Below are 22,544 nucleotides of genomic sequence, written 5' to 3'. Positions count from 1 at the left end.
ATTATGAAGCAGGTTGATTTTCTTCACTGAATTTCTGTTTATCCCACATGCGGAAGAACGGATAATAGATAAAGAAGGCGATCAGCATGTTAATCAGCTGCATAATGAGCCCCGATATCTTTCCTCCAGTAGCCAAGTATCCGCCAAAGAGTGGAGGCATTGTCCATGGAACACCGATTCCCGCCGGTTTAGCAACAAGTCCAGTTGACATGCAAATATAGGTTGTGATTGTAATTGCAATTGGTGTTAAGATAAATGGAATAATCAGCAGCGGGTTCATGACAATCGGCATACCAAACGTGACCGGTTCATTAATGTTGAACACGCCGGGACCTATGGACAGCCTTCCAAGCTGCTTCATCTGCTGGCTTTTAGCAAGGAAAAGCATACAGAAGACAAGTGAAAGCGTGGCACCCGATCCGCCAATATAGACGAAAAGGTCAAAGAACTGCTGAGTGAAGATATTGGGCAGGGCTTCTCCAGCTTGAAAAGCAACCCTGTTTTCATCCATAGAAGTGAGCCAAATCGGCCCCATGACCCCGCCGACGATGCTTGCCCCGTGAAGTCCTGTGGACCAGAGAAGCTGAATCAGGATGACGGCGACAAGACTGCCGATCAAGCTTCCGCCAAGGACACCAAGCGGTTTTCCAAGAAGGATGCTGACCACATTATGGAGACTTTCAAAGGATGTATTTTCAACCAATAAACGCAATAGCCACACAGTTGTAAGAATAAAGAATCCCGGGATAAGCGCAATAAACGACCGGCTTACAGCAGGGGGAACACCGTCCGGCATTTTTATGACCAGGTTTTTCTGAATGACGAACCGGAAGATTTCAGTTGACAGGATGGCAAGAAGCATCGCCACAAACAGGCCTTTGCTTCCCATTAAAGCAGAAGGAATGGCCCCGCCGACCATAACAGCTTCTGATGCACCTTCTGCAAGAAATGGAACTTGATAAGGAGTTGCTAAGAGGAATGCTGCTACTGAGACTGCCCCGGCAGTGAGCGCATCAACTCCATACTTTTCAGCCAGACGGTAAGCAATGCCGAAAGAGGCAATAAGCGCCATAATGTCGAACGTAGCACCTACAGGATAAAGAAGCTTGCTCAGCCACTCGTCCCCAAACACACCCGCCATGAATTCTGGATATCCTTTAATCGGAAGAAATCCGAGAATTAAAAACACAGAACCGATAATAATGAGCGGCATAGTAAGAATAATTCCATCCCTTAAAGCCTGAAGATGCCTCTGTCCTGCAACCTTGGCCGCTGCCACCATAAATTTTTCCTCAAAGAAGCGATTGACCTTTCCCATTCTAGTCACCCCTTAGCTGAATTAATAAGCCCATAAGCGAAATTCAATACTTCCTTTCCATTGCATGTTCCATAATGGAGCATATTGATCAAATCTACCGGGATGCCGCGTTCCTGGCCCTTTGTCTTTAATTGCGGCAGCAAATAGCGGACTTGCGGTCCAACAAGCAGAACATCTGCCTGATCCAAATGCTTGTTTACTTCACTGGCGCCAACAGCCCATATCCTGCAATCAAGTCCCTGTTCCTTTGCGCTTGCCTCCATTTTGGAAACAAGCAGACTTGTTGACATCCCGGCAGCACAGCATAATAAAATATTCACCTTGCCAGCCCCTCCTTTTGTAAGCGATTTCATAAGTTGTTTTAAAAAATAAACGAGCTTAATAATAGGTATGGAGAATTTTTTGAAATATGTATAAGCTTCCGGCGGGAAAACAGAAAAATAAAGGCGGACAGGCTGTATATGGACCAAACCTGATTTTGTAATTTTGATGAAGCGGTGATAGCAACTGATAGGATCACGTTACATTGATAGAAAGCCCATTTAACAGACGCTGATTACTCCTAATAGAACGGCACAAAAAGAAAGGCTGTTTTCGCATAACACAAAGTTTACGAAAAGAGCCAAAAGAAAAGAGCTCCTCATACGAGGGCTCTTTTACAGATCAATCTCATCATTTTTACTCTTCTTGAAAAGCCTTCTGACTATCAAGAATGCAAGAATGAGTCCTATATAAATCAAGAACATGGCAATGAATCCCCACAGACCTACAATAGCATCAATAAATTCCATATTCCCTCTATTAGTCAGGGCCTGCTGAATCTCAATTCCAAATACGAGAACAAACATAAAGGTCAGAGTATATAAGAATGAAAGGGCAGTAATGCCAAATGGAAGCTTTGACAGCCATTTGGATAAAAGATAGATGAACACAAATACGCCCATTCCGATGATGCCCATAATCCAAAAATGCAAGTCTTTATCTGTCACGTTCAGTCCAAGCGTCTGATAGGCAGCCGCATTGATCATATCGTGTATATTATTAACGATTTCAGCTATAAGCTTAATAAAATCTTTCAGAATCCTTCACTCATTTCTATAAGGTGATGACTCTATTATACATCCTAAGTCAATGCTGCTCTTTTCAGCAGGCGATGAATGGAGTTATTGGCTTCTTGTAATATGATTTCCTTATCCATAGTTTTCATGATGCGGTTTTCCATCACGATTTTTCCATTGATGATTGTTGTCTCAACATCACTGCGTCCGGAAGAGTAGACAATACGTGAAATAGGGTCTGATTCTTGAGAAGGATATGTATGGAACTGATTGAGATTCAATATAGCGATATCTGCCTTTTTTCCAACCTCAAGGCTGCCGATTTCTTTTTCTAATCCAACGGTCTTAGCTCCTCCGATCGTCGCCATCTGAAAAACGGTTTTTGCATCCATGGCTGCAGGACCATGAATCGGCTTTTGAAGAAGGGCAGCAAGCCTCATTTCATTAAACATATCAAGATTATTGTTGCAGGGAGCACCATCCGCTCCGAGGCTTAAGCTCACATTCATATCGAGCAGTCCTTTCGTGTCGGCCACACCCGAAGCAAGCTTAAGATTTGACCCCGGGCAATGGCTGACATGGACGCCGCGTTCTTTAATAATTTTCCTCTCTTGATCATCGAGCCAGACACAATGGGCAAGAATCAGACGGTCATTCGCAAGGCCGAGATGATCTAAATAGACAATGTTCCTCATGCCTGTTTCTTCAAGAACGACCTTGATCTCTTCCTGGTTTTCAGAAGCGTGTGTTTGAACTTTCACCTCGTGTTTATACGAGAGCTCTCTTATTTCCTTTAAAAGCTGTTCTGTACAGGAGATGACAAATCTTGGAGAAAACGCATAACGGATTCTGCCATTATCGTGCAAATTCCATTTTTCCAGTAAATCTACACTCTCCTGAATAGAGGCCTCTGTTTTCTCTCTAAGACCTGAAGGCACATCAAATCCTCTATCCATCATGACTTTTCCTGATAACGCCCGTATTCCGCTTGCGGCAATAGCCTGAAACGCAAAATCGGTATGATGAACGGTTTCCATGTCAACTATAGTTGTCGTGCCGCTTTGAATCAACTCTCCAATCCCAAGCATGGCCGAATAAAAGACGGATTCTTCGTCATGGGATGCTTCAAGCGGCCAAATTCTTTTTTTCAGCCAATCCAATAATTCTAAATCGTCTCCTCTGCCGCGGAAGAGTGTCTGGCATAAGTGAATATGTGTTTGAACAAACCCGGGAATAATGGTTCTGCCGGAAGCATCAATGATTTTTTCAGCAGGATTCTGCAGATTTAGTCCAATCGCCGCAATCAGGCCATCTTTAATAAAAAGATCTCCTGTGAAAATGTCATTCTGTTCATTCATTGTAATGATTTGTGCATTTTTAATAAGAAGAGAGTCCATAGAAAACCTCCGCCGAAAAAAGTGACATAGATCATTATATGTAAATTTCTGATCAGAAATTTTTAAAAAAATTGAAGTCATAAAAAGTTAATATAGGAATATAGTAAATATACGAATCAACGCTTTAACGTTTTAAAACGGTGTAGATTTAAGGGGGATTTCCAAGTAAAATAGACAAAATAGGAATTTTATCAGAAAGGGATGGAGAACTGTGAGATATACAAAAAAAGAGTCCAATGAATTGATTGCAGCTGCTTTTCACCTTTTAAGAAACCGAAAAGTAGCTACTCCAAAACAAATTGCAGATGATCTGGAAGCTCAGACAGGCAAACGGGTATCGTCTCCCTCCGCATTTATGGTAAAGGTTATTGAACGCTATCCTACTGTCGTAAAACCAAGAAGAGGGGTTTATATGATCAGGGAAGGATAAATTTTTTTTTGATTTTCTCTTATTCTACTATAGAAAAATCGTAAGTACTTCAAGTGTGTGAGAAAATATTACAGCCTTTTTTCCGTGAAAAAGAACCCCTGATCGATTCAGGGGTTCCACTTTTATGAAGTAAGCAGTTATAAAATTCAATTTCTGGCGCTTCCGCTTTTCTTATGAAAGAAATTCATTCGGATTTAATCCAAGTTCATTGCAGATATCAGCTACCACTCTTTGTTCATTGTGATCGAAATGGCCGTCAGCATAGCCGATTGCGATGCAGTAGCGTGCTACAAGTCTCGCAATTTCGGGTTTTGACCTGACTCTGCCAAGTGCTTTAAATGCTTCAGCACGCCCAATCATAGGGTCTCTTTCGATTCTTTGTACATATAAATTGAATTGCTGTATGACTTTATTTGTATCAAAAACTCGTAATTCCTCGCTCTGATTCACAAACTCCATCATTTTTTGACGCTCTGCCGGATCTAATCTTCCATCTGCCATTCCTACAAGTGCGCATGCAGAAACAACGGCTTCGAGCACATCCTGGCTTTTATACTTCTGGAACAATTCCATAGCTTTTCTTTTCTGCTGATTTGCCCAGTCTGCATAGTCTGTCTGATTGGGGGACCATGAATTTCCGCAGCTGCTGCATGTGAACTTCAGCTTGTTTTTTCCGATGAATCCGCCAAGCAAACCGACAGGACCGAGTATTAATCCTCCGACAGCCGCTTTTCCAAGGCCAAATCCTTTTTCTCCAGTTCTGACATTCGTTGAGTGACAGCGGGTACAGCTGATGTTTTCGCCGCTGTATGTCTGGGATCCCTGGGAAGGAGGCGCTGAATACGAATTGCCTGTTTGCCCAAATGCCTGCTGTCCATACGTTGGATTTTGCTGACTATAGGACGGACTTTGCTGCCCAAATGCCTGATTCTGCTGACCGTATGATGGAGCAGGCTGAGAATATGCAGGCTGTGCCGGGCTTTGCTGAAATCCTTGAGAATGAATGCCTGCCGCAGGGGCCGGCTCATCATCAACAGTTACTCCGAAATTTCGGCACAGTGCCGCAAGTCCGCCCTGAAAGCCGCTTGCAATTGCATTGAATTTCCATTCGCCGTTATGGCGGTAAAGCTCTGCTGCCACAATCGCTGTTTCAACAGTGAAGTCTCTGCCAAGGTTAAAGCGAAGAAGCTCTTCATTATTAAGAGGATTAAAAATTCGGACATACGCATTTTGAACTTGTCCAAAGTTTTGCTGCTTCATTTGTGCATCATGAATTGTAATGGTAAAGGCAATACGGTGGATGGACTGAGGGACAGCCGTTAAATTAATCTGAATTTGTTCATCATCCTGGTGTCCTGCACCTGTGCGATTATCACCAGTGTATAAAATCGAGCCATTTCCGCCGGAAGGATTATTGTAAAAAACGAAGTCAAGATCACTGTTTACTTTGCCGGATTGTCCAAGCAAGAAAGACGAAGCATCGAGATCGTAATTAGCCCCATGCTGGCTAACATCCCAGCCTAATCCTACAATGACATTCTGAAGACCGGGGTTGGATTTAGTTAAATCAACTTTTTGACCTTTGCTGAGCGTAACACCCATTCAATTGTTCACTCCTTAGGTAATTTTTCCGCAGAAAAAAAGATTTCTATAATATGTAAAATCAGTAAATTTTCTTACTAATTAAATACTAAGTCTTTTAAACTATTTTTTCAATCATTAGCTGGCATTTCTTTTAAGAGAGAAGATTGGTGGAAAGAGGCTGTTGCTTGATGATAGAATAACTTTACAGAAACAATATCAGGGAGGCGATTAAGGTTGAAAAAAAGAGTTGTCGTAACAGGCCTTGGAGCTGTCACGCCGGTTGGAGGCACAGCTGAGGAAAGCTTTGATCGTATTAAAAAAGGAATAAGCGGAATTGGACCCTTATCTCATATCGATTCCAGTATTTATAACGTGAAAGTTGCTGCAGAAGTAAACGATTTTAAACCCGAAGAGTACATGGATATGAAAGAAGCTCGCAGAATGGGCAGGTTTACACAGCTTGCTGTAGCTGCAAGCAAAATGGCCGCACAGGATGCAGATCTGATTATTGATGAAAAGAATGCAGCCAGAGTCGGAGTCTGGATTGGTTCAGGCATCGGCGGTTTAGGCGAGTTTGAAGAGCAGCACATTAAATTTTTAGACAAAGGAGTAAGACGGGTCAGTCCCTTTATTATTCCAATGCTGATTCCTGATCTTGCTGCAGGACGAGTTTCCATTGAACTCGGTGCGAAAGGAATTAATTCTTGTACTGTTACGGCCTGTGCAAGCGGCGCGAATTCAATTGGCGATGCTTTTAAAGTGATCCAGCGCGGAGATGCTGATGTTATGATTACAGGGGGCACTGAAGCAGCCATTACTCCAATGACGGTTGCCGGATTTTCTAATATGACAGCTTTGTCTGCAAATCCAGATCCGCAAACAGCCTCGAGGCCTTTTGATAAAAACAGAAACGGTTTTGTCATTGGGGAGGGGGCAGGTATATTAATTCTTGAAGAACTCGATCACGCACTGGCCAGGGGCGCCAAAATTTACGGTGAGATTGCAGGATACGGCGCAACGGGTGATGCTTTTCATATTACTACACCTGCACCAGAAGGCGAAGGCGGTCAGCGTTCCATGCTGATGGCGATTGAGGATGCAAAACTGAAGCCTGAAGACGTTGATTATATTAATGCCCATGGCACTAGCACTCATTATAACGATCTTTACGAGACTCAGGCCATCAAAGCGGTATTCGGCAGCCATGCTTATAAGCTTCCGATTTCCTCAACAAAATCCATGACGGGTCACCTGCTCGGGGCAGCCGGTGCGATCGAAGCTATTTTTTCTGTAATGGCTATCAGAGATAAAGTGATCCCGCCTACAATTAATTATGAGACAGCTGATCCTGAGCTTGATTTGGATTATGTTCCGAACGAAGCAAGAAATCAAGAGCTGAACGTTGTCTTAAGCAATTCACTTGGATTTGGCGGTCATAATGCCACACTGATTTTTAAAAAATATAAGAAGTAGAAAAAAGCCGGCGGTCCGCCGGCTTTTCACTTTAAAGCAAACTCTTGTGAATCCAGATAGCTGCCTGACAGCCATCTCCCATTGCGATCGTGACTTGTTCAGAATGAACCCCGATATCCCCCGCAGCCCAGACATGCTGTACGCTCGTCTCTTTAGTTCTGGGATTCACCACTACATGCTTGTTCTGGATTCTTTCTGCTCCAAGCATTCCTGCTAATTCAGAGTGAACGGCATTGCCTCCGAATGCAGTAAATGCCCGTTCGCCGTAAAGCTTTCTTCCGTCTGAAAGCTGAACTCCCGCAAACTCAGATTGGTCTTTCACTAATATAGAAGCAATAGCTTCCTCTATGCAGACAATTCCTTTCTCATCCAATTTCGTTTTTATCTCCTCAGGCACATTCTCTTTTTCATGATTGATATAAGTAAGATCGCTTGTCCAATAAGTAAGAGTAAGAGCGAGATTTGCTCCAGCTGTTCCTGATCCAAGCACCAATGTCTTTTTTTTCTGCACCTCATAGCCGTCACAGTCAGGACAGACATAGATGCTAATTCCAAGACAAGGCAGTAGATTTGGCAAATCAGGCAGGCGATCCGTAAGTCCGGTTGAGAGTAAAATTCTCATGGCCTCATGCCTGTCACCATTTGCTGTCTCGACATGAAAGATAGAATCTGCTTTCGTGACTCCTGTTACACGGTCATTCAAAAATTGAATGCCTGATCTTTCAGCCTGCACTTTGCCAAGCTCCCTAAGCGTTTGACCGCTGACACCATCAGGCCACCCCAAAAGATTATGATAGCTTCTGCACAGGGTAGAACGGCCAGTACCAGAATCAATCACAAGAACCCTGCGATTATAGCGTCCAAGCTGGATAGCAGCCTGCAGTCCTGCGATGCCTGCGCCAATGATGATGCATTCGTATGGATCTTTCATATGAGTAACACGCCTTTGCAGAAAAGATAGTTTTAGGTTATGTAAATTTCGAAATGTGATTCTTAAGATTCATCAGCTGAGAATATTTCTTTCATTTTCCACAAAAAAGAAATGGCTGGAAGAAATAAATGACTATTCAGCTGATTTTATCAGAAGCTTCTTTTATAGGTATAAATACTAACATAAGCAACACCAGTAATTAGAGCGCATACATTGCAGGCAACTGAATCAAATATCCCTTGGGGTAACTCAATACGAAAGAACGCTTTTTTACAAAAAGCACCACTTGTTTCGTGATTCAATCTAAACTAAGATGGGACCTAGAAGAAAGAGAGGGGAAAATGAATGTCTGCTCAGTCTGCAGGTGCTACAAGTTCAAAAAGCAGAAATTACATTTTTGAGATCCATTTTTTAAGGGCCTTTGCCTGTATCGCAGTGGTCGGGGTGCATGTAACTGCGACACATTATTATGCCAATGAGCAAACATGGCATTGGTTTACGTATTTTATTAATCAGATAGGCAGGTTTGGCACTACGGCATTCGCTGTCATCAGCGGGTTTCTCCTTTTTTATCAAGTGAAGAGAAAAGGGTTTGAAATGGGAAGCTTTCTAAAGTCGCGCTTTTCTAAAATCCTGATTCCTTTTCTTGTCTGGAGTATGGTGTATCGTTTTCTGGTATATTATTATGATCAGCAGGCCTTTTTAGATCTTGGTTCAGAATTAACAAAGATTCTGAGGGGAGAATCTTTTTATCATCTCTATTTTGTTGCCATTGTGGTTCAGTTTTATTTTATTTTTCCATTTGTCCAAAAGCTGTTCCGAACAAAGGCGCTTATCATTGTCTTTACATTTATTGCTCTTATCATCAGTTATCAATTATTTGGATTTAATCCGGGAATTGAAGGGGCTATGGGTGAGTTTTTAGCAAGTAAAACGTTCATGCCGATCTGGATCTTCTATTTTGCATTTGGAGGCGTTCTTGCGTACTTCTGGGATGAAATTGTCCGTTTTGCAACGAAGCGGCCGCGGCAAATGCTTGCTGTTGCCCTGATCGTTTCTGCAGGTGCTGTCGTTGAGTACAATGTGACTGGACAAGTATCCAACAGGAGGCTGACAAACTTAATCAACCTTCCGCTTCTGTGCATTGCGACAATCGGTATTTATCCGCTGCTGTCAAAGTGGAATATAATCAATAAGCCACTGAAGCTGATCGGGCAATATTCAATGGGCATATATTTGATCCACCCAATGATTCTGTATCTTTTCGCAAATCATATGCCGGATCATTATTGGACAGTATCTAATGTTCCTTTGATGTTTCTGGCCGTCATGCTGATTGCGGTCGCATTTATCCGGATTCTGCAGTTTATCCCGCATAGCGGTTATATTATCCCCGTTCCGAAAATCAAAAAAACAAAGCGCACTTCTCAGACAGAATCTGAAAAAAGAGTGCAGTCTGCATAAGCTTGTTAAGAAAGGTCCGGCGAAAAGCCGGACTTTTTTGGTATTGGCCGACTTTTATATGATTCATATTGAACAGCTAGAAGTTATCATGTATGATATGAAAGTATTTATAAGTCTTATATCCTGATTATATTTTACTAGAATGGAGAAAAAAATGAGCATTAATTTAAAGCTTAAGCAAAACCTGTCACCGCATCAGCACGCGATTTTAGCATCTGAATTTGACAAAAGAAAGAAGTCTAAAGGCATTACCTTTTTATTATGGTTCTTTTTAAGCACGTTCGGGGCTCATAGATTCTACCTAGGAAATACAGGTCTGGCAATTGCTATGCTGCTGCTTGGCTGGGCTACTTTATTCATCTGGCCGCTTGTTGACGGCATCTATTGTTTAGTCAAAAAAGTGGACAAAATAAACGAGGAAATTGAGCGCGAAATTATTTCTGAGATTTCCACGCTTGCTGTATCATAAAGAAAAGCCCTGGTTCAGGGCTTTTTTTGATGGAGTATTATGGTCCAGTTTAGACGGCTTAATGACTGACAGGCTTTTTCACAAATCTGTCTACAAGCTGATCAAGACGCTGCAGTTGGAAAGCATATTCATAAATAGCTGAAGCAACGACAGTTAAGCGCTGATTTTCAAGCTTCTCAGAATCAGATTCCATCATTTGAATCAGAAAAATCCTGCTTTCCCTGATTAACGAGTCATCTTCAAAATGATCATTGGATTTGATTTTTCCCTCATATTTAAAGAGAAGGTATTCATGCCATTTAATTAATTGTTCAATCTGAGAATCAAATAATTGATCGTCAACTGTTGTACTGCGGCTTTGAAAGTAATGTTCTTCAATGACTTTTAAAACATCAGCAGCCTGCTGAATCGTTTTCAGCATTTGTTTAAAAACGACAAGCTCTCTGACGTTCACAGGATTTACCTTCGCCATTTTTTCACGTTCTTCGTCAAAGATTTCGTATAAATCCTCAAGCTTCTGAAGCTCACTTCTAAATTCTTTTTGCTTTTCCTGAAAATACTTTTCAGTTAATTCATCTGAGATGGCTGTCCTCATCAATAATGACATGGTTTCAAAAACTGATTGAACTTTTGTAAAGTAATTTTCTTTATACTTTGGCGGCAAAATCAGCAGATTAACAAAAAATGCAGAGGCTATGCCTATTAATATGATTAAGAATCGATTCCAGACAAATAAAAAGTCTTCATTGCCCGGAGCGCTCATAATCGCAAGGACCGTTACTAAAGTCAGCGATATGGTCGGTTCCATTTTGAGCTTCAAGCTGATTAAGATGACTGAAATCACAACAACCCCAATCACGATCGGATTACTGCCGAAAAAGAAAATAGCAAATAGAGCAAGCAATGCCCCAAGTGTATTCGCCTGAAGCTGATCAAGCACTTGTTTCCATGTCCGGTAAATGGAAGGCTGAATAGTAAATATAGCCGCGACACCTGCAAAAACCGAAGGCTCAAGCTGAAAGACAGAGCAGATAAATAAGGCAAGTGTAACGGATAATCCGGTTTTTAAAACTCTGGGTCCTAGTATCAATTGGGGAGCACTCCGTTTCTTAAGTGATAAGAAAGTATAAAATTTTGCGCTTCGATGGAGATCGAAACACCCGGCCATTCCTGTCTGCCTGCACTAAAAGGGCGCGTGCGCTTGTCTATTGTTTAGTTTATCAGATTTTTAATAGGAAGAAAAAACGGGTGCTTTTTAATCTGGAACGACCAATTTAAAAACATAAAAATAAATCCTTGTAAACACATAGGAATTATGTATAATAAAGTTACATTTGAATATTTCTAATAATCAGACTGATTGGATAACCAAAGGTCCTTAACATAATGTTAGGGACCTTTTTCGTTTCCAAAGGGGGAGGAATTGTTTTGAGAAAGTTAATGCTTTTTGCTTTCATCGGTTTTTTGGCACAGCTTATTGATGGATCTTTGGGTATGGCATATGGCGTGACATCAACAACTCTGCTGCTGACGTTCGGCATTGCACCGGCGGTCGCTTCTGCTTCTGTTCATTTGGCAGAAGTCGTTACGACTGCAGCGTCAGGAGCATCTCATATTAAATTTGGGAATGTCGATAAGCAGGCAGTGTACAAATTAATTATTCCTGGATCGATTGGCGCTTTTGCAGGGGCGTGCTTTCTCAGCAGCTTGCCCGGAGATCTTGCTAAGCCTTTTATAGCTATCTTTCTTTTAGCATTAGGCCTGTATGTTCTGCTTCGTTTTTTATTCCATCATGAAGCAAAGCAGCAAAGTGAAACCATCCCGCTAACCCGTAAAAAATCCATTCCGCTTGGATTAATTGCAGGATTTGCAGATGCAACTGGCGGAGGAGGCTGGGGCCCGATTGCAACACCGGTTCTTCTGTCTCAGAAAGGAACATCTGCACGAAAGGTTGTGGGTACTGTCGATACAAGTGAGTTTGCCATTGCTGTTTCTGCGACACTTGGATTTTTCATTTCCCTTGGATGGGAACAGGTAAACTGGTATTGGGTAGCTGCACTCATGATTGGAGGAATTGTGGCAGCCCCAATTGCAGCATGGCTAGTCAAAAAACTTCCCGCCTATCTGCTTGGTGTCCTTGTTGGAGGCTTTATTGTTCTGACAAATTCCAGAACTCTGCTTACGACATGGGCTGTTGACACTTCTGCAGTGCCATTTGTATACGGATTTATTTTAATTGGATGGGCGCTTGCGGTTGGATATGCAGTCAAGAGAAACCGGGTAAAGGCGGAGGAAGCGATCAGTGTTTAATGAGTTTGATTGATTAGAATAAAAAAAGGAGGGGTTAGGCTCCTCCTTTTTCATCCTTGTTTATAAAGATTGTGAAACTGCCTTTCCTTTTTTAACAAGATTTCTTCCTTTTATGAACTTTGGCAGTCGATCACCGTGCGCTTTTATTAACTCAGCAGTCATATCCCAGATTTCATCCAGTGACAAAACAGACGAGGTGTGAGGATCGAGCATAACCGCCTGATAGACGCAGTCTACATTTCCTGTAAGAACAGCTTCAACAACTAATTGCTGCACATTGATATTTGTCATATTCATTGCTGCTAAATGAGGCGGCAATTCTCCAATATGAATGGGCTGGATTCCACGCTTATTGACTAAGCAAGGTACTTCAACACATGCATTTTCCGGTAAATTAGAAATGAGGTTTGTGTTTAGAACATTCCCCCATATCTCCCGGTTTACTCCCGTTTCGATTGAATGAATAATAGGTGCGCCATATTCGTGGCTTTTCTCAACCTCAAAAGATTCATTTCGGTTGATAATCTGTTTCATTTGCTCAAAATGTTCGAGATTTTCTTCGCTTCTTCTAATATATTCATCAATTGGAATATCAAAATCCTTAATTAAACTGTCACGTTTAATAAAGTATGGGGTATATTCTGACAAATGTTCGCTTGATTCGGTAATAAAGTAGTTTAATCGCTTCATCATTTCAAAACGTACTTTATCTTTAGCATAGATTTCTTCTTTTTCTATACTGGCAAAAAGGTCTGGATATAAATCTTTTCCATTCCGTTTAAGCTCTAAAAACCAAGCCATATGATTAATGCCTGCTACCTTATATTCTAATTCGCTTACTGGAAGGCTTAAATAGGAGGCTAATTCTTCAGCTGTATTTTGAACACTGTGGCATAGGCCAACAGATTTAATCGGTGTCGCCTTTTGTATTGCCAGCATAAGCATGGCCATAGGATTCGTGTAATTTAAGAGAAGGGCGTCAGGACATACTTCTTCCATGTCTTTGCATATATCAAGAAGGACTGGAATTGTGCGCAATCCTCTAAAAATCCCGCCTGCTCCGAGTGTGTCTGCGATTGTTTGTTTTAAACCGTACTTTCTGGGAATCTCAAAATCAATCAAAGTAGATTCATGCATTCCGACTTGTATTAAATTCAGAACATAATCTGCATCTGCAAGCGCCTGTTTTCTGTCTAAATTTGCCTCGACATGTGCCAGATTCCCATTCTTCTCAATGATTGATTTAGTCATTTTTTCTGCAGTCTGAAGTCTGTCTGCATGAATATCTGTTAAAGAAAAAGTAGTTTCCTGTAATTCCGGATAACTCAAAATATCTGAGATTAAACGTTTGGCAAAAACAACACTTCCTGCACCAATAATAGTAACTTTCATTGAATGTTCCTCCAATATTTATGTTATTTTATTGACTCTGATGATTACCCTTTTACAGATCCTGATGCTAATCCTTTTACAAAATGTTTTTGCAAAAGGAGGAAAAGAATGGCCATAGGGGCGACTGCCATGATGGCAGCTGCTGCAACAAGATTAAGATTATTTCCATTTTGTCCAAAGAAACCAGCAAGAGCTACAGTCAATGTCTTCACTTCTTCAGCCTGAAGGAAAAAGATAGCGAATTGATAATCATTCCAAATATACACACTTGAAATAATTAGAATTGATGCAGTGACAGGTTTTAATAATGGAAATACGATTTTAAAAAAGATAATCAGTGTAGTTGCACCATCGATCTTTGCTGCTTCTTCAAGCTCTTTTGGCACCGTTGAACGAATAAAACCGGCATAAAGAAATATGGCAAGAGGCAAATAAGCTGCGACATTATTGAAAATCGCGATTTCATGTGTATTCATCATTCCGATATCAACAACAAGCTGATACAGGGGCACTAATGCAGTTAAAGGTGGAATGACCATAATCGCGATAAACAGCATGTATACAAATTTGTTTAATTTCGTTTGTCTTCTGGCAAGAGCGTAAGCTGCCATAGATCCAAAGAAAATGAGCAGCAATGCTGAAAATAACGTTATTACACTTGTATTGATAAAAGCATTTCCCAGATTTGCCATACTCCAGGCTTCAGTAAAATTTTCAAGCGTAAAATAATCAGGGAAAATCCATTTTGAAGTAAAGTCTCCCTTTGCTTTTAAAGAGGTCGTGATTAAAATGTAAAAGGGAACTAAATGAAATAAGGCAATCAAAGATGCGACAATTGACAAAATAAGCTTTTTTCTCTTATTCATATAGTCCATTAAGCTTCGACCTCCTTGCGTTTAAAATACATCAGTGCAGAAAGACTGATCACTAAAATTATGACAGCCATTAATATACCTTGTGTTGCTGCATATCCTGCATCCTGTCTATTAAAATAAAGATCGTACATAAAAGTAGACATGGATTGTGAGGCATTGCCTGGTCCGCCATTTGTAAGTGCAACGATAACATCAAATAATTTAAGACCTCCGATAATATTCAGCACCATATTAATTGTTATAGAAGGCATTAAAAGCGGCAGGGTAATCGTTATAAACTGCTGAAGAGAAGATGCACCATCAATTTGCGCGGCTTCATAGAAATCTTTAGAAATACTTTGCAGTCCTGCGAGATAAATTATCATAGCAACCCCGACAAACTGATACGTATTCACAAATACAATGATCCAAGTATTGATAGCAGGATCGGCCAGTGCATTAATTTTATCTAATCCCAAAAAGACCAGAACGTCATTTAGTGCTCCTCCCTGATAGGAAAAGAAGAAATACCAGATGTATCCCATGATTAAAGGACTGATGATAACCGGCAAGTAGATAATCGTTCTTGTAATGGAGCGCATTTTAATACTTTGATTTAAGAGCAGGGCATACAATAGCCCAATGATATTTTGAAAAAATGTACTTCCGAGTCCATATAACAGAGTATTTTTAACTATAAGCCAGGTATCAGGATCCTGAAGCATACGGATATACTGACTGAATCCAACATAATCATAAGTTTGTGAAAAGCCATTCCAGTTTGTAAACGATATTTTCAAACCGTTAATAAAAGGATATAGAATGAAAAAACTGACTGCAAAAAGAGCAGGGAGATACATCCACCATAAAGAAGATTCTTTGTCTTTTTTTAACCTGCTTTTTGATTTCGATTTTGTTATAGCTTTCTTCTGCGTTTCGACTCCGATCATTATCCTTCCAACTCCTAATTAAGGCATTTGGGATTTAATTGAAAGAGGCAGCATGCTGTCTGCCCCTTCCCGGATCAGCAACATTAAAGTGATTATTTTTGATTTAATAACCGATCGTACTCTTCACTCATTTTTTTGGAAACCTGTTCAGGCGTCATTTTTCCTGTTAATAATTCTTGCCCTGTTGCTCCCATTGGGTCCCACATGCCGCTTGGCAAATAGACTCTGTCAAAGTAGGGCTGTACTTTTATGCTTTTGTATTTTTCGAAGTACTCAGAATAATAGTTTTCAGATTCAGTGTTTGTTAAACCGGGAGGAAGTGATGTTCCTTCAGCAATCTCTTTCACAATTTCTGGCTGTGATATAAATTCAATGAACTTTTTTGCTTCTTCTTTTTGCTTGGAATCTTTCCAGACAGCTAATGTATGCCGTTCGCCGCCAATCCAGCTTTGCTCATCACCTTGGTGAATAGCGGGCATAGGAATGACTCCAAGCTGAACATCAGGATTAAGTTCTTCAACTGAAGGTCCGAGCATCCCTCCGCCAATGATAAATCCAATTTTATTCTGGGCCATCAGCTCAGTCATTTGATGATTTTGTGCAGTAAGAACATCTTCATTGAGAAGTCCTTTATCAAACATTTCTTTTAGTTTCTCTGGCAAATACGTATAATTCGACCAATCAAACGAACCATCCAGTAATTCTTTTTCAAAGTTATTTTTTGTGTCTGTAACCAATAATGGCGTAGAAAATTGATCGAAAAATTGTCCAAATGCAGACTTGTCGGATCCTGCAAACCATAGTGGAGTTACTTCTCCATTGCTTTTCTTTTTAATTGTTTCAAGCGCTTTCATAAATTCATCGAAGGTGGAGGGCGGTTCTATCCCGTATTCCTCTAATAAAGTTGCATTATATGTAATACCGTCTTTTGCCTGGTTTAGAGGATAGGCATATACTTTTCCTGAATCGTCTTTAAGGATCGGATCTAAAGCAGGATCAAGTGATGCAGTCCACTCCATGCTGCTTAAGTCTTCTACATATTCTCCATATCGATTTTTAGCCCACCCATGTGTATCGAATAAGTCTGGCATATCATTTGCAGCCATCTTTACACGAAGCATGCCTTCATACCCATCGGCAGGATAATTTTCTTTTATATCAATATCCGGATGTTTATCTTCAAATTTTTGAATGACTTCTGTAAGGGTTTTTTGATCAGATTCATTTGTTGCTGTTGAAAACAATGTCAATGTCGTTTTTCCGCTGCCGCTTGATTCTTGGCTGCTGCAGCCTGCCGTAATTGCAGTCACAGCTGCTGTGAGCATAAATGCCTTGAATAGTTTCTTCATAAATAGGGCCCCCAAATTCCTTTAATATTAGTAAAAATTAAATACAGTATTTCAGGCAATGAAAGGAAAAAGTTTGCAATTCTTGATAGTAGAATGGGGCTACTATATAATGATAGTGGCTCCATTGATAAGGAGTTAAAGTTTAATAGTCCTGAAGATTTGTGATTGGCCGTCACTGTTACTTTCTGATTTAATAAAAATTAGAAGGCAGGACTATTAGGCTTCATATCGTCACCTCTGACCGCTGATTCCCCACTAATGCATCACCTCCTTATAATTTTAAATCTAAAAATGATAAATCACTTTCAGATAGCCCCTTTTGATGCTCCGCAGCTTTGCCTTATGACCAATTCCGTAGATACAATCACTTTTAACGGCATCTTTCTGCCATTAATCCTATCTATTAATAGTTTAACTCCTGTTTTACCCATTTCTTTTGTATGAACTTTTACAGTAGTTAGAGGGGTACTGCAGAATTTTGCCATTTCTATATCATCAAAGCCAATGACGGCAACATCTTCAGGCACAGAGAGATCTGCTTCCTGAATAGCTCTTAGTGCACCAATTGCCATGGGATCACTCGAAATGAAAAATGCTTTAGGATATTCTGGCTGCTTCAGTGCTTTTTTCATCAGCTCATATCCGGATGACATTTTATATTCACCTATAAAAATAGCCTCTTGATTATGTATTCCTTCTTTTTCCATAATTCTTTCGAATGTGGCAAGACGCTGATTTTGGATCACTACTTTTGCATGATTTAAATGTTCTCGCTCAACGCCTCCAATAAATCCTATCTCTCTGTGTCCGGCATTAAGCAAATGTGTCAGTGCTCTTTCAGTGCCTTTTTCAAAATCGATGATGACAGAATCGTATAGGTCTTCATCTGGTGAATGATTGACATAAACGACGTTATCACTATGATCACTGATCATTTTTAATGCCTGCTCATTAATTATTCCAATCACTAAAATACCGTCTAAGTCGCGAACCATTTGATTTGACTCCATGTCATACAATCTGAACATAGCGCTGTTGTTGATTCCCTGGTTTTTTAACTCTTCTTCAATTCCTTGCCTGATAGACAAAAAATAAGGATCATCCAGTTCTTCCTCTAATGATTGGCAAACCACGATGCCTATACTGAGATTGGTTTTTTTTGGTCTTTTAGTAATTCGTCGTTCGTGGATTGTCCTATATCCCAGTTCTTTGGCAGCTTCAAAAATTCGCAGTCTAGTTTCCTCTTGGACCGAAATCGACTTGTCATTATTCAGAACTCTTGAAACAGTAGAAGCCGATACATTGGACAATAAGGCAATATCTTTTATTGTGGTCATTTGCATACCTCACATCGGCTATATTTTTAGTAATAAAGTTAAAAATATTTACTAAATTATTTACTATGAGTATAATACCAAATTATGAAAAGGCTTTCAATGTTTATTTTGGATTTTTCTGAAAATTATCGTTTGGGATGTTTAGAATCGCTGATTGTATAGGGTTTGTATAATTGAGGAAAAAGAACGGCAACAATTTTTTTACTAAATAATCGATAAATGTACTATGGAATAATCCTGAAAAAATCATGGGGGTGATCTAAATAGAAAAAAGACAATAAAAAAACGCCTTCCTCTTAAAGGAAGACGTCTAAGAAAGGAATTGTACAAATGAAGCGACCAGTAAAGAGCCGGCAATTCCAAAAATAAGGTCTTGTTTCGTCATATCCATCTTCTTTAATAATTTCCCCATGATTGATTTACCCCTTTGTGCCTTTTAATAGGCTCTTTTCGTAAACATTGTGGTTTTAGACTAGATGTTTATAAAACTATTAGTGGATTGCAGCGGAAGGAACTTGACTCCTGCGGGAAAATAGAGCGAAATGGAAGACCCTGCAGGCTCGCCGAGGAGGCTACCACGCTCCACGCGGAAAACAATTTCCTGCAGCGGAAAGGAACGGACAACATTTAAAATCAAAAACAACAATCTATGCGAAAACAGCGTATAAATAAGACGATTTTTATTTTTGAATGGTTTCATTGTAAATAAAATAAATGAAGTGCTTTTCTTTCTTTATATATAAACGATAGAAAAACGGAAACATTCCTTTTCTTAAATTCCCCCAAAAACAGAAAACGAAACTGGGCTAATATAACGAAACGTTATAGTAGGAAGGTGAAAAAATGACTAGGATATAAGAAATTTTTAAAGGAAAACAAGGAATAAAGTGGGAATTTTCAGTTTTTTAGTAAGGTTATTGTTATAGCACTGTTACAATTGTAATAGATTTATTATCTCGCTGTTTTTTACAAGCCTTCTTTTTGTGATAACATGGGAACCATCGAAATTGCTGAAGGAGGAAAAAATATGAAAAAAACTATCTTTTCATTAGCGGCTGCAGCCGCACTAACAACGACAGCAGGATTTAGCGCACAGGCAGAAGAGGTCGTAGTGGATAAAGGAGACACTCTTTGGAGCCTATCTCAAGAACACAAGGTTTCAGTAGATGATATTAAAAACTGGAACAACCTAACATCAGACATAATTATGGCAGACAATACATTAAAAATATCAGATGAAGAAGTATATACAGTTGTTTCAGGCGATACGCTTTGGAGCATTGCAGAGAAATTTGACGCAAGTGTAGAGCATATTTCAGAGAAAAATGGATTATCAGATGAACTTATTCATCCTGGTCAAGAGCTTGTGATCTACAGTGACGCTGACAACGCAGGAGAACCAGTGCCAGCGCCAGAGCCAAAGCCAGAGCCTAAACCAGAACCGAAGGATCAAAACCCTTCAGTGGATGAAGCTTCTGCAAGTGCAGTCTCAGAGAACGATGTAGAAGGTGTTGCGAAGGAAGTAACCGTTACTGCTACAGCTTATACTGCTTTTTGTGATGGCTGCTCAGGAACAACTGCTACAGGTGTTGATCTAAAAGCAAACCCTGATAAAAAAGTTATTGCGGTAGATCCTAACGTGATTCCGCTTGGATCTAAGGTATACGTTGAAGGCTATGGTTATGCAACAGCAGAAGATACTGGCGGTGCTATTAAAGGAAACCGCATCGATGTCTTCATTCCAACACAAGATGCAGCAATAGCATTCGGCAAGAGAGAATTAAATGTGAAGGTTTTAAACTAATAGATTAGCAGAGTGATAAAGTGCGGCAGATTTCCTAAAGGGAAGTCTGCCGTTTTTTTAGTGGTTAATTTCAGAATTATAAAATAATTGTTGAACATGAAGGATAGGATTTACTATAATGAAATAAATGAAGTTTTTGCTTCACTTAAATAAAAAAGGAGCCGACATGAAATCAAAATCAATCACACAAATGATTAAAGAAAACTATTCTTCTTTGTCGCAAGGACAGAAAAGAGCAGCTGAATTTCTTACTCTTCATAAGGATGAAGGTGCATTGCTTACTGCTTTTCAATTAGGAAAAAAAGCAGGTGTGAGTGAAACGACTGTCATTCGCCTGGCCTATGCATTAGGTTTTAAAGGCTATTCAGATATGCAGGAGGCAGTTCGCAGGGACTGGCTGAAAAGAAAACAGCCGGCAGAAGAAATTCCTTCACTATCACAAGAACAGCAGGAAAAGAACTTATTCAGCGGGATTGTAGATAAAGAAGCATCTGTATTAAGGCAATTATTAATGCAAATTGATGAGGATGAAATTTGGAAGGCGGTGGATTATTTAATCAAGGCAGACCGTATTTACATTGGCGGGTTTGGGAGTTCCTACGGAGCTGCCTACTGGCTGCATTACACACTCAAGCAATATAGGGAAAATGCAGCAATTTCAAGTCCGGGAGGATTCTCTCTTGAAGATATTTACGATCTGAATGAGCATTCTGCGGTCATCATTTTCTCTTTTCCAAGGTACCGAAAAGAGGCTCTTGAGCTTGCTAAATGCTCTCAAGCACAAGGGGCAAAGGTGATAGCCATTACAAATAGACAGCTGTCTCCTGTTGGACAGCTTGCCGAGATTACACTGACAACCGAGGAAAAGGCAGACTCGGGTCATCATTCAATTGCACCTGTCGTCAGTTTATTGGAAGTGATTATGGAAGGTGTCAGGCATCGGGACAGCGACAGAATCAGCATTCGACAGCAAAAACTAGAACAGCTTTATACAGATCAGGGGTTATTTTTAGAGTAAAAACATACATTGGGGTGGATCTGGATGAATGGAGTGCCGAAATTAAATGAAAAAGCAGAATTCAAAACGTTTCCTGCCGGAGATGTTTTAACATTCTTGATTCCTTCACTGATTGGAATCTTCTTATTTATATTGCCGATTATGACGGATGACGGAATGACCATTCCGGTTGCTTTTTTAGCCGGACAGATTAACTCATACATAGGTGGGTTTATTCCTGCTATTACTGTTTTAATTATGGTTCTTTCCACAGCAGGATCACTTGCCGCTGCAGGATTGAAGCCGAAATTTATTAAAGAAAGTTCTTATTTAAATACGCTGCTGAACGTCAGCCCGTTTTGGCTGATGGCAAGAATTCTCGGTACTGTGTTTGCGGTAATCACTTTCTATAAGATAGGACCGGAAATGATTTTTTCAGAGAATACAGGAGGTCTATTAATCTATGACTTGATTCCAATTCTCTTTTCTACCTTTTTATTAGCAGGGCTGCTGCTGCCGCTTCTATTAAACTTTGGATTGCTGGAGTTTTTCGGAGCTCTGTTCTTGAAAATCATGAGACCTGTGTTTAGGCTCCCTGGCCGGGCTTCTCTTGACTGCCTGGCCTCATGGGTAGGGGATGCGACAATTGGGGTTCTTTTAACAACAAAGCAATATGAGGAAGGGTATTATACAAAACGCGAAGCTGTAGTTATTGCAACAACTTTTTCTGTGGTTTCTATCACGTTTACAATTGTTGTGATTAACTATTTGAAATTAGAACAGTATTTTTTGCATTATTATGGAACGATTGTGGTTGCAGGACTTGCGGCCGCTCTCATCATGCCGCGCATACCGCCGCTTTCAAGAAAAGCAGATACTGGCTATGAAAAAACAGACCTCAAAGAAGAAACTGAAACGCTTCCTGACATTTCCATCTTCAAATGGGGATTTCAGCAAGCTGTATCTAAAGCGAAAAAGAATGAAGGACCTCGTGCTGTATTAAAAGAAGGAATCCAAAATGTAGCAGATATGTGGTTTGGGGTTTTGCCGATTGTCATGGCCATTGGTACGGTGGCGCTGGTTATTGCTGAATTCACTCCGTTTTTTACATATTTGGGAAAACCTTTTGAGCCGATTCTTACATTCATGCAAGTGCCGGAAGCGGATAAAGCAGCTCAAACGATGGTGGTTGGATTTGCGGATATGTTTTTGCCTGCAGTAATCGGGAGTGGAATTGAGAGCGAAATGACACGGTTTATTATTGCATGTGTATCTGTTACACAGCTTATTTACATGTCAGAAGTAGGCGGTTTATTGCTTGGTTCAAAGCTTCCGGTCACCTTTTTTGATTTGATTCTGATTTTCTTAATCCGAACGTTAATTACACTGCCTATTATAGTAGTATTCGCTCATCTGATTTTTTGATA

General features: G+C 40.2%; 20 protein-coding genes. 8 read left to right on the top strand and 12 right to left on the bottom strand.

What is annotated here, in order from left to right; all coding sequences use genetic code 11:
- Position 1 precedes the first annotated feature (1 nt).
- The 4 genes from celB to ABEQ24_RS10085 form a co-directional block, all read right to left on the bottom strand.
- Positions 2 to 1,318 (bottom strand): PTS cellobiose transporter subunit IIC, encoded by a 1,317-nt coding sequence (gene celB / locus ABEQ24_RS10100; protein ID WP_430006672.1) that lies wholly within the window; start codon positions 1,316 to 1,318, stop codon positions 2 to 4.
- 5 nt (positions 1,319 to 1,323) lie between these two features.
- On the bottom strand, positions 1,324 to 1,638 hold the full coding sequence (locus tag ABEQ24_RS10095; protein ID WP_430006671.1) for a PTS sugar transporter subunit IIB: 315 nt from the start codon (positions 1,636 to 1,638) through the stop codon (positions 1,324 to 1,326).
- 336 nt (positions 1,639 to 1,974) lie between these two features.
- Complete coding sequence (locus ABEQ24_RS10090) at positions 1,975 to 2,346, bottom strand: hypothetical protein (RefSeq protein ID WP_430006670.1); 372 nt, start codon at positions 2,344 to 2,346, stop codon at positions 1,975 to 1,977.
- 95 nt (positions 2,347 to 2,441) lie between these two features.
- Positions 2,442 to 3,773: a 5'-deoxyadenosine deaminase gene (locus ABEQ24_RS10085; protein ID WP_430006669.1), complete on the bottom strand. Its 1,332-nt coding sequence runs from the start codon at positions 3,771 to 3,773 to the stop codon at positions 2,442 to 2,444.
- Between the two features lie 211 nt (positions 3,774 to 3,984).
- Here ABEQ24_RS10085 and ABEQ24_RS10080 point away from each other — a divergent pair, with 211 nt between their 5' ends.
- Positions 3,985 to 4,203 (top strand): hypothetical protein, encoded by a 219-nt coding sequence (locus tag ABEQ24_RS10080; protein WP_430006668.1) that lies wholly within the window; start codon positions 3,985 to 3,987, stop codon positions 4,201 to 4,203.
- Between the two features lie 171 nt (positions 4,204 to 4,374).
- On the opposite strand, the gene ABEQ24_RS10075 is transcribed toward ABEQ24_RS10080, so the two are convergent.
- The gene (locus ABEQ24_RS10075; protein ID WP_430006667.1) at positions 4,375 to 5,805 is read right to left on the bottom strand and encodes a TerD family protein; all 1,431 of its coding nucleotides are present in this window, start codon (positions 5,803 to 5,805) and stop codon (positions 4,375 to 4,377) included.
- A 216-nt stretch (positions 5,806 to 6,021) separates the two neighbouring features.
- Here ABEQ24_RS10075 and fabF point away from each other — a divergent pair, with 216 nt between their 5' ends.
- Positions 6,022 to 7,260: a beta-ketoacyl-ACP synthase II gene (gene fabF, locus ABEQ24_RS10070; RefSeq protein WP_430006666.1), complete on the top strand. Its 1,239-nt coding sequence runs from the start codon at positions 6,022 to 6,024 to the stop codon at positions 7,258 to 7,260.
- A gap of 31 nt (positions 7,261 to 7,291) precedes the next feature.
- On the opposite strand, the gene ABEQ24_RS10065 is transcribed toward fabF, so the two are convergent.
- Complete coding sequence (locus ABEQ24_RS10065) at positions 7,292 to 8,191, bottom strand: NAD(P)/FAD-dependent oxidoreductase (protein ID WP_430006665.1); 900 nt, start codon at positions 8,189 to 8,191, stop codon at positions 7,292 to 7,294.
- A gap of 345 nt (positions 8,192 to 8,536) precedes the next feature.
- Here ABEQ24_RS10065 and ABEQ24_RS10060 point away from each other — a divergent pair, with 345 nt between their 5' ends.
- Positions 8,537 to 9,655: an acyltransferase gene (locus ABEQ24_RS10060; protein ID WP_430006664.1), complete on the top strand. Its 1,119-nt coding sequence runs from the start codon at positions 8,537 to 8,539 to the stop codon at positions 9,653 to 9,655.
- 154 nt (positions 9,656 to 9,809) lie between these two features.
- Positions 9,810 to 10,124: a TM2 domain-containing protein gene (locus tag ABEQ24_RS10055; RefSeq protein WP_430006663.1), complete on the top strand. Its 315-nt coding sequence runs from the start codon at positions 9,810 to 9,812 to the stop codon at positions 10,122 to 10,124.
- Positions 10,125 to 10,182: 58 nt separating this feature from the next.
- On the opposite strand, the gene ABEQ24_RS10050 is transcribed toward ABEQ24_RS10055, so the two are convergent.
- Positions 10,183 to 11,214: an FUSC family protein gene (locus tag ABEQ24_RS10050; RefSeq protein WP_430006662.1), complete on the bottom strand. Its 1,032-nt coding sequence runs from the start codon at positions 11,212 to 11,214 to the stop codon at positions 10,183 to 10,185.
- A 338-nt stretch (positions 11,215 to 11,552) separates the two neighbouring features.
- Between ABEQ24_RS10050 and ABEQ24_RS10045 the strand changes: the two genes are divergently transcribed.
- Positions 11,553 to 12,434 carry a sulfite exporter TauE/SafE family protein gene (locus ABEQ24_RS10045; protein ID WP_430006661.1) on the top strand — a complete coding sequence of 294 codons (882 nt, stop codon included), beginning with the start codon at positions 11,553 to 11,555 and terminating at the stop codon, positions 12,432 to 12,434.
- Between the two features lie 60 nt (positions 12,435 to 12,494).
- On the opposite strand, the gene ABEQ24_RS10040 is transcribed toward ABEQ24_RS10045, so the two are convergent.
- From ABEQ24_RS10040 to ABEQ24_RS10020, 5 genes are all read right to left on the bottom strand, one after another.
- A complete protein-coding gene (locus ABEQ24_RS10040) occupies positions 12,495 to 13,826 on the bottom strand; it encodes an alpha-glucosidase/alpha-galactosidase (protein WP_430006660.1) in 1,332 nt (443 codons plus the stop codon).
- Between the two features lie 44 nt (positions 13,827 to 13,870).
- Complete coding sequence (locus ABEQ24_RS10035; protein ID WP_430006659.1) at positions 13,871 to 14,701, bottom strand: carbohydrate ABC transporter permease; 831 nt, start codon at positions 14,699 to 14,701, stop codon at positions 13,871 to 13,873.
- A complete protein-coding gene (locus ABEQ24_RS10030) occupies positions 14,701 to 15,630 on the bottom strand; it encodes a carbohydrate ABC transporter permease (RefSeq protein WP_430006658.1) in 930 nt (309 codons plus the stop codon). Before ABEQ24_RS10030 ends, ABEQ24_RS10035 begins: the two co-directional genes overlap by 1 nt.
- 92 nt (positions 15,631 to 15,722) lie before the next feature.
- Positions 15,723 to 16,979 carry an ABC transporter substrate-binding protein gene (locus tag ABEQ24_RS10025; protein WP_430006657.1) on the bottom strand — a complete coding sequence of 419 codons (1,257 nt, stop codon included), beginning with the start codon at positions 16,977 to 16,979 and terminating at the stop codon, positions 15,723 to 15,725.
- A gap of 305 nt (positions 16,980 to 17,284) precedes the next feature.
- Positions 17,285 to 18,316 carry a LacI family DNA-binding transcriptional regulator gene (locus ABEQ24_RS10020; RefSeq protein WP_430006656.1) on the bottom strand — a complete coding sequence of 344 codons (1,032 nt, stop codon included), beginning with the start codon at positions 18,314 to 18,316 and terminating at the stop codon, positions 17,285 to 17,287.
- A 1,027-nt stretch (positions 18,317 to 19,343) separates the two neighbouring features.
- On the opposite strand from ABEQ24_RS10020, the gene ABEQ24_RS10015 reads away from it, so the two are divergent.
- The 3 genes from ABEQ24_RS10015 (at position 19,344) to ABEQ24_RS10005 (ending at position 22,542) form a co-directional block, all read left to right on the top strand.
- Complete coding sequence (locus tag ABEQ24_RS10015; RefSeq protein ID WP_430006655.1) at positions 19,344 to 20,120, top strand: LysM peptidoglycan-binding domain-containing protein; 777 nt, start codon at positions 19,344 to 19,346, stop codon at positions 20,118 to 20,120.
- A gap of 166 nt (positions 20,121 to 20,286) precedes the next feature.
- Positions 20,287 to 21,138: a MurR/RpiR family transcriptional regulator gene (locus ABEQ24_RS10010; protein ID WP_430006654.1), complete on the top strand. Its 852-nt coding sequence runs from the start codon at positions 20,287 to 20,289 to the stop codon at positions 21,136 to 21,138.
- Between the two features lie 24 nt (positions 21,139 to 21,162).
- A complete protein-coding gene (locus ABEQ24_RS10005) occupies positions 21,163 to 22,542 on the top strand; it encodes a YjiH family protein (protein ID WP_430006653.1) in 1,380 nt (459 codons plus the stop codon).
- Positions 22,543 to 22,544: the final 2 nt, after the last annotated feature.

It is taken from the genome of Metabacillus idriensis, assembly GCF_050483325.1.
GTDB lineage: Bacteria > Bacillota > Bacilli > Bacillales > Bacillaceae > Bacillus_P > Bacillus_P idriensis_A.
The sequence above is the reverse complement of the archived record's forward strand: the minus strand, read 5'-3'. Positions and strand labels throughout refer to the sequence as shown.

Excerpts from the sequence above, each read along its gene's own strand:
- celB (WP_430006672.1), bottom strand. The coding sequence starts at position 1,318 with ATGGGAAAGGTCAATCGCTTCTTTGAGGAAAAATTTATGGTGGCAGCG.
- ABEQ24_RS10090 (WP_430006670.1), bottom strand. The coding sequence starts at position 2,346 with ATGATCAATGCGGCTGCCTATCAGACGCTTGGACTGAACGTGACAGAT.
- ABEQ24_RS10085 (WP_430006669.1), bottom strand. The coding sequence starts at position 3,773 with ATGGACTCTCTTCTTATTAAAAATGCACAAATCATTACAATGAATGAA.
- ABEQ24_RS10075 (WP_430006667.1), bottom strand. The coding sequence starts at position 5,805 with ATGGGTGTTACGCTCAGCAAAGGTCAAAAAGTTGATTTAACTAAATCC.
- ABEQ24_RS10065 (WP_430006665.1), bottom strand. The coding sequence starts at position 8,191 with ATGAAAGATCCATACGAATGCATCATCATTGGCGCAGGCATCGCAGGA.
- ABEQ24_RS10060 (WP_430006664.1), top strand. The coding sequence starts at position 8,537 with ATGTCTGCTCAGTCTGCAGGTGCTACAAGTTCAAAAAGCAGAAATTAC.
- ABEQ24_RS10055 (WP_430006663.1), top strand. The coding sequence starts at position 9,810 with ATGAGCATTAATTTAAAGCTTAAGCAAAACCTGTCACCGCATCAGCAC.
- ABEQ24_RS10040 (WP_430006660.1), bottom strand. The coding sequence starts at position 13,826 with ATGAAAGTTACTATTATTGGTGCAGGAAGTGTTGTTTTTGCCAAACGT.
- ABEQ24_RS10035 (WP_430006659.1), bottom strand. The coding sequence starts at position 14,701 with ATGGACTATATGAATAAGAGAAAAAAGCTTATTTTGTCAATTGTCGCA.
- ABEQ24_RS10030 (WP_430006658.1), bottom strand. The coding sequence starts at position 15,630 with ATGATCGGAGTCGAAACGCAGAAGAAAGCTATAACAAAATCGAAATCA.
- ABEQ24_RS10025 (WP_430006657.1), bottom strand. The coding sequence starts at position 16,979 with ATGAAGAAACTATTCAAGGCATTTATGCTCACAGCAGCTGTGACTGCA.
- ABEQ24_RS10020 (WP_430006656.1), bottom strand. The coding sequence starts at position 18,316 with ATGACCACAATAAAAGATATTGCCTTATTGTCCAATGTATCGGCTTCT.
- ABEQ24_RS10015 (WP_430006655.1), top strand. The coding sequence starts at position 19,344 with ATGAAAAAAACTATCTTTTCATTAGCGGCTGCAGCCGCACTAACAACG.
- ABEQ24_RS10010 (WP_430006654.1), top strand. The coding sequence starts at position 20,287 with ATGAAATCAAAATCAATCACACAAATGATTAAAGAAAACTATTCTTCT.
- ABEQ24_RS10005 (WP_430006653.1), top strand. The coding sequence starts at position 21,163 with ATGAATGGAGTGCCGAAATTAAATGAAAAAGCAGAATTCAAAACGTTT.